The sequence below is a fragment of the Roseomonas sp. CAU 1739 genome (assembly GCF_039839775.1).
In the GTDB taxonomy this organism is placed as follows: Bacteria; Pseudomonadota; Alphaproteobacteria; order Acetobacterales; family Acetobacteraceae; genus Neoroseomonas.
Genome location: NZ_JBDOQQ010000010.1, coordinates 50,353 through 60,944 on the forward strand (window position 1 = coordinate 50,353; position 10,592 = coordinate 60,944).

At 68.5% G+C, this 10,592-nt stretch carries 7 protein-coding genes; 4 read left to right on the plus strand and 3 right to left on the minus strand.

Annotated features, from left to right (window positions below):
* Nucleotides 1-4 precede the first annotated feature (4 nt).
* Nucleotides 5-1,069 carry a patatin-like phospholipase family protein gene (locus AAFN86_RS16875; protein WP_347544529.1) on the minus strand — a complete coding sequence of 355 codons (1,065 nt, stop codon included), beginning with the start codon at nucleotides 1,067-1,069 and terminating at the stop codon, nucleotides 5-7.
* Nucleotides 1,070-1,171: 102 nt separating this feature from the next.
* Complete coding sequence (locus AAFN86_RS16880) at nucleotides 1,172-2,128, minus strand: tripartite tricarboxylate transporter substrate binding protein (protein ID WP_347544530.1); 957 nt, start codon at nucleotides 2,126-2,128, stop codon at nucleotides 1,172-1,174.
* 559 nt (nucleotides 2,129-2,687) lie between these two features.
* On the opposite strand from AAFN86_RS16880, the gene AAFN86_RS16885 reads away from it, so the two are divergent.
* On the plus strand, nucleotides 2,688-4,208 hold the full coding sequence (locus tag AAFN86_RS16885) for an ABC-F family ATP-binding cassette domain-containing protein (protein WP_347544531.1): 1,521 nt from the start codon (nucleotides 2,688-2,690) through the stop codon (nucleotides 4,206-4,208).
* Between the two features lie 127 nt (nucleotides 4,209-4,335).
* Here AAFN86_RS16885 and AAFN86_RS16890 read toward each other — a convergent pair whose 3' ends face one another.
* Nucleotides 4,336-5,154 carry an IclR family transcriptional regulator gene (locus AAFN86_RS16890; RefSeq protein ID WP_347544532.1) on the minus strand — a complete coding sequence of 273 codons (819 nt, stop codon included), beginning with the start codon at nucleotides 5,152-5,154 and terminating at the stop codon, nucleotides 4,336-4,338.
* A 158-nt stretch (nucleotides 5,155-5,312) separates the two neighbouring features.
* Between AAFN86_RS16890 and AAFN86_RS16895 the strand changes: the two genes are divergently transcribed.
* From AAFN86_RS16895 to AAFN86_RS16905, 3 genes are read left to right on the plus strand one after another with little or no spacing between them, the layout of a single operon-like run.
* A complete protein-coding gene (locus AAFN86_RS16895) occupies nucleotides 5,313-7,382 on the plus strand; it encodes a hydantoinase/oxoprolinase family protein (protein WP_347544533.1) in 2,070 nt (689 codons plus the stop codon).
* Nucleotides 7,379-9,028 (plus strand): hydantoinase B/oxoprolinase family protein, encoded by a 1,650-nt coding sequence (locus AAFN86_RS16900; protein WP_347544534.1) that lies wholly within the window; start codon nucleotides 7,379-7,381, stop codon nucleotides 9,026-9,028. Before AAFN86_RS16895 ends, AAFN86_RS16900 begins: the two co-directional genes overlap by 4 nt.
* 42 nt (nucleotides 9,029-9,070) lie before the next feature.
* Nucleotides 9,071-10,591: an ABC transporter substrate-binding protein gene (locus AAFN86_RS16905; RefSeq protein ID WP_347544535.1), complete on the plus strand. Its 1,521-nt coding sequence runs from the start codon at nucleotides 9,071-9,073 to the stop codon at nucleotides 10,589-10,591.
* Nucleotide 10,592 lies beyond the last annotated feature (1 nt).

Below are 10,592 nucleotides of genomic sequence, written 5' to 3' on the forward strand. Positions count from 1 at the left end.
GGGATCAGTCCGTCTTCAGCAGGTATTCGATCGGCAGCGTGGAACGCTGGCCGAGGGACGGGCCGTGCTCGGCCATGAAGGCGTCCGCGGCGCGGCGGCCCTCGTCGCGCAGCATGGTCAGGAAGTCCCATTCCGCGTTCAGCTTCGACGACGCGCCGAGTTCGACCAGCAGCGCGCTGCGCACCAGGTGCACGCGCATCCTCGCCCAATGGGCGGTCTTCTCGTTGCCGGGATCGGAAACCTCCCGCAGCAGCGCCATCATCTGCAGTTCCTTGAGCAGGACGGCGTTGAAGGCGACCTCGTTCAGCCGGTTGAGGATGTCGCGCGCCGACTTCGGGATGCCCGGCCGTTCCACCGGGTTGATGCCGACGATGATGGTGTCGTCCGACACGCATTCATTGATCAGCGGCGTCATGGTCGGGTTGCCGGAATACCCGCCATCCCAATAGGCCTGGCCGTCGATCTCGACCGCCTGGAACATCGATGGCAGGCAGGCCGAGGCCATCAGCGCGTCCGGCGTCACATCGGCATTGCGGAACACCCGCGGGCGGCCGGTGTGGACATTGGTCGCGGTGATGAACAGCTTGATGGGCGCTGCGGCCAGCGCGTCGAAATCCACCGTCTCGGCCAGCACGGCGGCCAGCGGGTTCGGCAGGCCGAAATCGAGGTCGTAGGGGGAGAACATCCGCGTGGCGATGTCCATCGCCAGATAGGCCGGCGAGCTGTCGAGCGACCAGCGGCCCAGCAGCACATCCATCGGCCCGCGCTTCAGCGGGCTGTAGGCGGCGGATTTGGAGACCCGCTTCCAGAAGGTCTCGAGCGCCGCGCGCGCGCCGTCGGCGCCGCCCTGCATGTGGCCATAGGCCATCACGGCCGCGTTCATTGCGCCGGCGGAGGTGCCGGAGATGGCCTCGACCTTCAGCCCGTCTTCCTCGAGCAGGCGATCAAGCACGCCCCAGGTGAAGGCGCCGTGGCTGCCGCCGCCCTGCAGTGCCAGGTCGATCAGCAGTGGCTCGTTCGTCGCGGACTTGCGCGCCGCCCGCGGCTGGGGCGATCTCGTGTTGGACACAGGCGGCTCCGGTCAGGTTTGTGCGCTGCACAATAGCCCGACAGGGCACAAATGGCACCCTTTGCGTGTGGACGGCCTGTGCCGGCCGTCCCAAGCAGCACGTCAGGCCGGCGGGCGACGCACGCTGGCCCGCAGCGCATCCAGGACGCTGTCCATCGCGGCCTGGAACGCCGGCCCGTCCAGATAGCCATCCATCGCCCCGCTGCGGTCGAGGAAGGTCTTCCACCCCGGTTCCTGCATCCCGCGGCGGAAGCGGTCATGCAGGGACGTCGCGATATCATCCGGCAACCCGGCCGGGGCGGCGAGGCCCTTCATGTTCTCCGCCACCACATCCCAGCCGAGTTCCTTGATTGTCGGCACGTCAGGATAGGCGGGGATGCGTTCGGCCGAGGCGACGGCGAGCGGCTTGACCTCCCCGGCCTGGGCGAGGCCGGCCATCTCCTCCGGCGCCAGCACGGCGAGTTCGACCGTACCGGCGAGCAACGCCTGCAGCGACGGTGCGCCGCCGGTATAGGGGATGTGCAGCAGTTCGATCCCCGCCGCCTGGGACAACAGCACGAAGACCGCGTGGTAGATCGACCCGATGCCCGATGATGCATGCGGGATGGTCCCCGGCGCCCGCTTCGCCGCTTCCACCACCGAAGGCAGGTCGCCGTAGCGGCCGCCACGCTTGGCGACGATCAGCATGGGCTGGCGCGTCAGGCGGATGATGGCGCGGAACGACCGCTTGGGGTCATAGGGCACGTCGCGGAAGGCCGGCAGGGACGTGCTCTCGCTGCCGCCATTGACCAGCAGGTTCAGCCCATCCGCCGGCGTCGTGGTCATCTGCTGCGCGGCGATCGCCCCGCCGGCGCCCGGGCGGTTGATGACGACAAGCGGCGTGGGGAAGAAGCGCGCCGAGGCATCGGCGGCCGCACGGGCCGCGAGATCGGCGCCGCCGCCGGGCGGAAAACCGACGATGAGCTGGATCGGACGCGACGGCTCCCAGGCGGCACGCGCTAGGCGCGGCGCGGCGAGCAGGCCGCCGGCAGCGGCAATCAGGATGCGGCGTGTGGTCATGGCGTTGTCTCCCCGGACGATTTGACTGAAAGCCTATGCGGGGCGGGGAGCGGGGGGAAGGTTTGCATCGGGAACGACGGAGTAGCGGAGAGGCGCCGCCCCTCCGGACCACCCCGCCAGGAGCCAACGGGCTCCTGGACCGCGATCCGTTGGCGCCCGAGACCAAGGGTTGCCGGATTGCCCCAGATCCGGCCTGCCGGGATCGTTTCCACCTCCGGAGCGCGGTTCCAGGTCGAGGTTTCCGAACGCCAGGCGCTCCCTGGAAGGCGAGTCACGTGCATGGTTCGCGGCTTGCCTGATTGATGGCCGCGTTCGACTTGTTCGCGCGGGCACACGCCGCTAGTTTCGCTACCTCAGCAATTGGCACCAGATACACGGGGGCCGCGTGACCTTCTTCCGGCACTATCGCCAGCGCGGGCCTGTCGCCGCCCTGCAAATGCGTTTGCAGGGCTGATCAGGGCACGGACCCCAAGCGTCCTTCTTCCCGGTCGGCTCATACCCGGAACACCCGTTCCGCGCCCGCACCCTTGGTGCGGCCGGGACCGAGGAAGACAACACCGTGTCCCTGATCTCCATCCAATCGCTCGGCATCACGCTGGGCGCGCAACTGTTTTCCGGCCTCGATCTCACCGTCCAGGCGGGCGACCGCATCGGGCTGGTTGCCTCCAATGGGCGGGGCAAATCGACCCTGCTGCGATGCCTGGCCGGCCTGGCGGAGCCGACCGAGGGCAGTTGCCGGTTCGCGCGCAACACCCGCGTCACGCTGATGCTGCAGGATCCCGGCACCGACCTGCTGGCCCTGCCGATCCGCGATGTGGTGCTGCAGGAACTGCCGGCCGACAGCCGCGCCTGGGAGGCCTGGCGCGCCGATGTCGCGCTGGAGGCGCTGGAAATCCCCGCGACGCTGTGGGATCGCCCGCTCGGTGAACTCAGCGGCGGCTGGCAGCGGATGGCGCTGCTCGCTCGCGCCTGGCTGACCGAACCCGACATCCTGCTGATGGACGAACCGACCAACCATCTCGACCTGCAGCGGATCGGGCAGTTGCAACGCTGGATCGCCGCGCTGCCGAAGGACACCGCGGTCATCATCGCGAGTCATGACCGAGCATTCCTCGATGCCGTCACCGGCCGGACATTGTTCCTGCGCGGCGAGGCTTCGGTGGATTTCGCGCTGCCGTATTCCCCGGCGCGCGCCAGCCTGGATGCCTGGGATGCCGCGACGGCCAGGCGCCATGAGACCGACCTGCGCCAGGCGGACCAGCTGCGCCGCCAGGCCGCGAAGCTCCACAACATCGGCGTCAATTCCGGGTCGGACCTGCTGACGGTGAAGACCCGGCAGTTGAAGGACCGTGCCGATCGCATCGAGTCCGCGGCCCGTCCGGCGCATCGCGAGGGCTCGGCCGGGACCATCCGGCTGGCGGAGAGCGGTACCGACGCCAAGGTGCTGTTGGCGATGAACGAGGTGCGGGTGACGGCACCCGACGGGCAGCGCCTGTTCACCACGGAGAGGCTGTGGGTGCATCCGGGCGACCGGGTCGTGCTGCTTGGCCGGAACGGGTCTGGCAAGTCATGCCTGCTCGACCTCGTCACGCGGGCGATGCGCGGGGAGGCGTACGAAGGCATCCGCTGCAACCCGTCGATCATCCCCGGCATCTGCGACCAGACGCTGAGCCATCTGCGGCCCGAAGAAACCTTGCAGCAGGTGATCGCCGGCCGATTCCAGGTCGGCGAGCAGCGCATCCGCTCACTGCTGGCCGGCGCGGGCTTTCCGGTTGAACAGCAATCCCGCCCCGTCTCTGTGCTGTCCGGTGGACAGCGCGCGCGGCTCGCCATGCTGGTGCTGCGGCTGGAGCAGCCGAACTTCCACGTCCTCGACGAACCGACCAACCACCTGGATATCGAGGGGCAGGAGGCGCTGGAGCGGGAACTCAACCGGGGCGAGGCGGCCTGCCTGCTCGTGTCCCACGATCGTCGCTTCGTGCGGAATGTCGGCAACCGGTTCTGGCTGATCGAGCGTGGGCGGCTGGTCGAGGTCGATGCGCCGGACGACTTCTTCGCAACGGCCATGGAGGAGCGATAGCGAGGGGCTGGTTGGAGGGGCTCCGGCCGGGATGCGCAAAGGAAGGGAAGGCGGAAGGGGGCCTTGCCCCTTCCGGTTCCTCACTGCCCGCGCATGGCAGCCATCCCGCTCAACGCCGCACGGGTCACTACCCGACCTCCATCGCCGCGCCGGCACGCCGCAGCGATGGGTCGAAGGGGTTGATCCCGCGCCCGATCGCCGCGGCTTCGCGCTTCAGCATCTCAGCCATCACCGCCCGGCGTTCGGGCGTCAGCCGGTCGGTGGTGGTGCCGATCGAGATGGCCGCCACGGCACGCCCGTCCTGATCCAGGATCGGCGCGCCGAGCCCGGCCATGCCAGGGATCAGCCCGGCCGCACCGCCGCAAAAGCCGTCGCGGCGGACCTGCGCGAGTTCGGCGCGCAGGGAGGCCTCATCCGGCCCGCCAATCTGGCGCATGTGCGGCAGGTTGTGGCGGATCACCTCATCCCGTTCGCCGGGTGGCAGGAAGGCGAGGATCGCCACCGATCCCTGCCCGACGCCGAGCGGCACGCGCCCGCCGATGTCCCCGGTGAAGGACCGGATAGGAAGTGGCCCGGCGCTGCGTTCGATACAGACGGCATCATAGCCGTTGTGGACCAGCAGAAAGAGCGTCTCGCCCAGGGACGCGGTCAGCCGCAGCAGCGTCGGCCGCGCCAGTTCGCGCAGGCCGAGCGTATCGCCCGCCCGCGCCGCCAGCAGGAACAGCCCGAGGCCGAGGGTGTAGCGCTTGGACCGTGCATCGAAGGCGACCGCGCCTTCGGCAGCCAGGGCGCGCAGCATGCGGTGGACGGATGGGCGCGGCAGGCCGGCGCGGCTGGCGATCTCGGTCAGGCGGGTGCCGCCGGGGCCGCTGTCGCCCAGCAGGCGCAGCAGGCCGAAGGCGCGGCTGACGCCACCAATGGCGGGTTCATGGAGTATTTCCGACACGCGCGGCATTTCCTTCCCAATCGGCCATTAAATTTCCGCAGAGAGAAAAAATGCGTTTCTGCCTCTCGCTGGAAGGAATAAGGGCTTGCCGAGCGGCGAAATGCAACAGGATAGTCACACCGCGCAAGGCGCGATCATCCGCGAAGGGAAGCAGCTTCATGGCCCGTTGGCGTGTTGGCGTGGATTCGGGCGGAACCTTCACCGATGTCTGCCTCTTCGATGAGGAGGAGGGCCGGGTCGAGGTGTGGAAGGTCTCCTCCACACCCGATGACCCCTCCCGTGGCATCGCGCAGGGCGTCGAGGAAGGCATGCGCCGCGTCGCCCCCGACGCCGCGCAGCCCGGCGCGCCGGTCGCGTATTTCGGCCATGGCACCACGGTCGCGACGAACGCGCTGATCCAGCATCGCGGCGTGAAGACCGGCCTGGTGACGACCGATGGCTTCCGCGACCTGCTCGAGATCGGCCGCCAGAAGCGCCCAGACCTGTACGACATGCAGGCGGACAAGCCGCCCACGCTGGTCAGCCGCGACCTGCGCCAGGAAGTCCCGGAACGCGTGCGCCATGACGGCCGCATCGATCTGCCGCTGGACGAGGCGCGCATGCGCGAGGCGGCGAAGGCGCTGAAGGAAGCGGGGGTGAAGGCGATCGCCGTCTCCTTCCTGTATGGCTTCATCCGGCCGGAACATGAGCAGCGCGCGGTCGCCATCCTGCGCGAGGAAATGTCCGACGTCTTCATCAGCGCCGGCCACGAGATCGCCCCCGAATTCCGCGAATTCGAGCGGCTGTCGACCGTCGTGCTGAACGCCTATCTCGGCCCGGTCATGCGCAACTACATCGAGCGCCTGACGCCGCGGCTGCGCGACCTCGGCATGACCGCCACACCGCACCTGACGCAGTCCAATGGCGGCGTCATCGGCTTCGGCACGGCGGCCGAGATGCCGGTCCGCGCGGTGCTGTCCGGCCCGTCCACCGGCGTGGTCGGCGCGCAGGCGATCGGCGCCGTCGCGGGCTTCCCCGATCTGATCACCTTCGACATGGGCGGCACCTCCACCGATGTGGCGCTGCTCAATGGCGGGCATTGCAAGCTGACCTCGGAGGCCATGGTGCATGGCTATCCGATCAAGGCGCCGATGCTCGACATCCACACGGTCGGCGCCGGCGGCGGGTCCATCGCCTATATCGATGGCGGCGGGCTGCTGAAGGTCGGGCCGCGGTCCTGCGGCGCCGATCCGGGTCCGGTCTGCTACGACCGCGGCAGCACGGAACCGGCGACGACCGATGCCAATGTCGTGCTGCAGACGCTGAACCCGGTCTATCTGCTGGGCGGCCGCATGAAGGTGCGGCAGGATCTGGCCAAAGCATCGATCGCACGGCTGGCCGAGAAGCTCGGCCTTGGCGTGATGGAGACGGCGCAGGGGATCATCTCGGTCGTCACCGCCAACATGGCGCGCGCGATCCGCGTGATTTCCGTGCAGCGTGGCTACGACCCGCGCGACTACACGCTGATGGCCTTCGGCGGCGCGGGCCCGCTGCATGCGGCGCGGCTGGCGCGCGAACTCGACATGAAGCGCGTGCTGGTGCCGCCCTATCCTGGCATCCTCTGCGCCATGGGGCTGCTGCTGACCGACCTGCGCGCCGATTTCGCCGCGACCAAGCTGCTGCCGGCAACGGCGGAGTCGGTCGGCGACGTGGCCGCCGCCTTCGACGGGCTGGCGACGCGGGCCGAGGAGTGGTTCCGTCACGAAGAAATCGCCTCACCCGACCAGCACATGACCCGCACCGCGGACATGCGCTACGCCGGTCAGAACTACGAGCTCGCCGTGCCGCTGCCCGAGGGTCCGGTGACAGCGGCGACCATCGACACGCTGGCCGAAGACTTCGCCGAGGCGCACAAGCAGCGCTACGGCTTCATCGCCGAGGGCGAGCCGGTGCAGCTGGTCACGCTGCGCCTGGAAGCCACCGGCCGCGTGAAGAAGGCGGAACTGAAATCGTACCCCGATGCCGGCCCCGATGCCTCGGGTGCCATCATCGGTGAACGCGACGTGTGGTTCCCCGAGGCCGGCGCCTTCGTCCACACGCCGATCTACAGTCGCGAGAAGCTCGCACCGGGCAACCTGTTCACCGGCCCCGCCATCGTCGAGCAGATGGACACCACCACCGTCGTGCTGCCCGGCATGCATGCCCGCGTGGATGCCTATCTGAACCTGATCCTGGAGGTGACGGCATGAACGACGCTCCGGCCACCCACGCCCCCGTGCTGGACCCCATCACCGTCGAGGTGATCGGCGCCGCGCTCTCCTCCATCGTCGAGGAGACCGGCGAGGCGCTGATCCGCGCTTCGTATTCGACGAACATCAAGGAACGGCGGGACTGTTCGACCGCGCTGTTCGACACCGCGGGCAACACGCTGTGCCAGGCGGAACACATCCCGATCCATCTCGGGTCCTTCATCGGCATCGTGCCGCACATCATGAAGAAGCACCGGGTGGAGGAGATGCAGCCCGGCGACGTCTTCGTCGGCAACGACGCCTATGAGGGCGGCGGCACCCACCTGCCCGACATCGTGCTGGCCGAGCCGATCTTCGTCGATGGCGCCATCGTCGCCTGGACGGTGAACCTCGCCCACCATTCCGACTTCGCCGATCGCGGGCACGCGCACATCTACCAGGAAGGCCTGCGCATCCCGCCGGTGCGACTGTATCGCGCCGGGGAACTGCAGAAGGATGTGCTGGACCTCATCCTGCTGAACTGCCAGGTGCCGCGCGAACGCCTGTCCGACCTGCGCGCCCAGATGGCGGCGAACCGCGTCGGCGTGCAGCGCTTCCAGGCGCTGTGCGCGAAGTACGGCACGGCGGTGGTGCTGGCTGCAGGTGCGGCGCTGCTCGACTACGCCGAACGCAAGATGCGCAGCGGTATCGCCGCCATGCCCGACGGCAGCTGGACCTTCGAGGATGTCTTCGAGAGCACCGAGGTCACCGAGCAGCTGCCGCTGAAGGTGCGAGTCACCATCCAGGGCGACGCGATGGCGCTGCATTTCGACAGCCCCAAGCAACTGCGCGCCGGGCTGAACATGACCTGGACCGCACTCGCCGCGACTGCCTACTACGTCGTGAAATCGGTGGTCGATCCGACCATCCTGCCCAATGCCGGGCTGGCACGCCCGCTGACGGTCACCGCGCCGGATGGCACCGTGCTGAACTGCTCCCATCCGGCGGCGGTCAATGGCCGCGTGCAGACCTGCCAGCGCGTGTCCGACCTGATCATCGGCGCCCTGGCGCAAGCTGTCCCCGACCGCGTAACGGCCTGTTCCAATTCCGTCTGCACCGTTGCCACCTTCATCGGGCAGCGCGAGGACAATGGCGCCATCTGGGTCTACCTGGAGACCATGGGCGGCGGCGCTGGTGCCCGCGCGACCAAGGATGGGCTGGACGGCGTGCATGTGCACGTCACCAACACATCGAACCTGCCGGTCGAGGCGTTGGAGATCGAATACCCGCTGACGCTGCTGCGCTACGAGCTGGTCGATGATTCCGGTGGTGTCGGCCAGTTCCGCGGCGGCATGGGCCTGCGCCGCGTCTATCGCGCCGACGCCGATTGCCGCGTGCGCGTGGATGTGTCCCGCCTGTCGTCGCAGTCCTGGGGGCTGCTCGGCGGCGGCGCCGGCGGCCACGGCGCCATCGAATGCGGACCCGGCGTGACCTTCGACAAGGACAACGCCGTGCTGAAGGCCGGCCAGTGGTTCGCCGTGGTCAGCCCTGGTGCCGGCGGTTATGGCCCGCCGGACAAGCGCGACACCGCTGCCGTGGCGCGCGACCTGGCCGAGGGTGCAATCGGGCAGAAGACGGCACGCGACATCTACCGCTACGCTGGGTGAACCAAGGCTTCGTCTGGGCAACAAGAAACAGGAGTGCTGAGCATGGGTCCGACCGTTTCCCGCCGCGCCGCCATGGCCGGCGCCGCAAGCCTGCCTTTCCTGCGCGCCCCCAGTGCCCGCGCCGGTACGCCGGGTGAGCTGACCTTCGGCCTGTCATCCTTCCCGCCCAGCATCCAGCCTTGGCAGAACACCGGCACGGCCGCCGCGACCATCAAGCTGATGATCTATCGCGGCCTGACCTCCTACGCGCCGGATGGCGCGCTGCGCGGGGAACTCGCGGAATCCTGGCAGCCAATCGGCACCCAGGGCTGGGAGTTCAAGCTGCGCGATGCCCGCTTCCAGAACGGCGAGAAGGTCACCTCGGCCGATGTGAAGTGGACCATCGAGCAGATCGCCGCCGAACGCTCCACCGCCTATTTCCGCGCCGAGATGCAAGGCGTGGAACGGGTCGAGACGCCGGACGACCGCACCGTGCGCATCATCCTGAAAAGCCCGGTGGCGACGCTGCCGATCATGATGGCGTCCTACCATCTGCCGATCATCTCGCGGAACTCGCCGCGCGGGACCTTCGTCGGCGCCGGACCGTTCATGATCAAGGCGCAGGAACGGGGCGTCTCGCTGGAACTGGAACCCTTCACCGGCTTCCATCGCGCCGGCCTGCCCAAGCTGAGGCGCATCCGCGCCATCGCCTATGCCGATGAGAACCTGCGCGTCGCGGCACTTCGCTCGGGCGATGTGGACCTGATCGAATATGTACCCTGGCAGTCGATGGATGCGATCGCCGCCGATCCGGCGCTGAGCCTCGACACCGTCGATGGCGCCTTCATGTTCCTGGTGTTCAACGGGTCGCGCCCGCCCTTCAACGACCCGCGCGTGCGCAAGGCCGTCGCCCACGCCATCAAGCGCGACGAGCTGGTGCGCGCCGCCTTCTTTGGCCGTGGCTCGGCGCTTCAGCAGCTGCCCGTCGCGGAGTCCAGCCCCTTCTACAACGCCGAATTCAAGGATGGCTGGAAGTACGATCCCGACCTGTCCAAGCGCCTGCTGGCCGAGGCCGGCCATACCGGCGGCATCTCCTGCTCGCTGCTGTCCACCGCGCAGTACGGCATGCACAAGGATACGGCGGAGGTGGTGCAGCAGCACCTCGCCGCCGTCGGCATCCGCGCCGAGCTGAACATGCCGGACTGGGCGACGCGCGTGGCGATCGGCAATCGCGGCCAGTACGATGTCGCGGTGATGGGCACGGCCGCCGACAGCAACGACCCCGACGGCATCGCCAGCTTCATTGATGGCTCGCTCGCGCCATCCTACGTCCGCAGCTTCAACCTCAAGATCGACCGCATCACCGAGCTGCTCGCCGCCGGTCGTGCCGAATTCGACCAGGCGAAGCGTCGCGACATCTATCGCGAGGTCGAACGCATTGCCATCGAACAGGCGCCGATGGTCGGCCTGACCTGGCGCAGCCAGGGCTATGCCATGCGCAAGCAGGTGACGGGCTTCACGAACCTGCCGGGAGCACTGACCTTCTATTCCGGCCTGACCTTCGAAACGACCAGCGTGGCCTGAC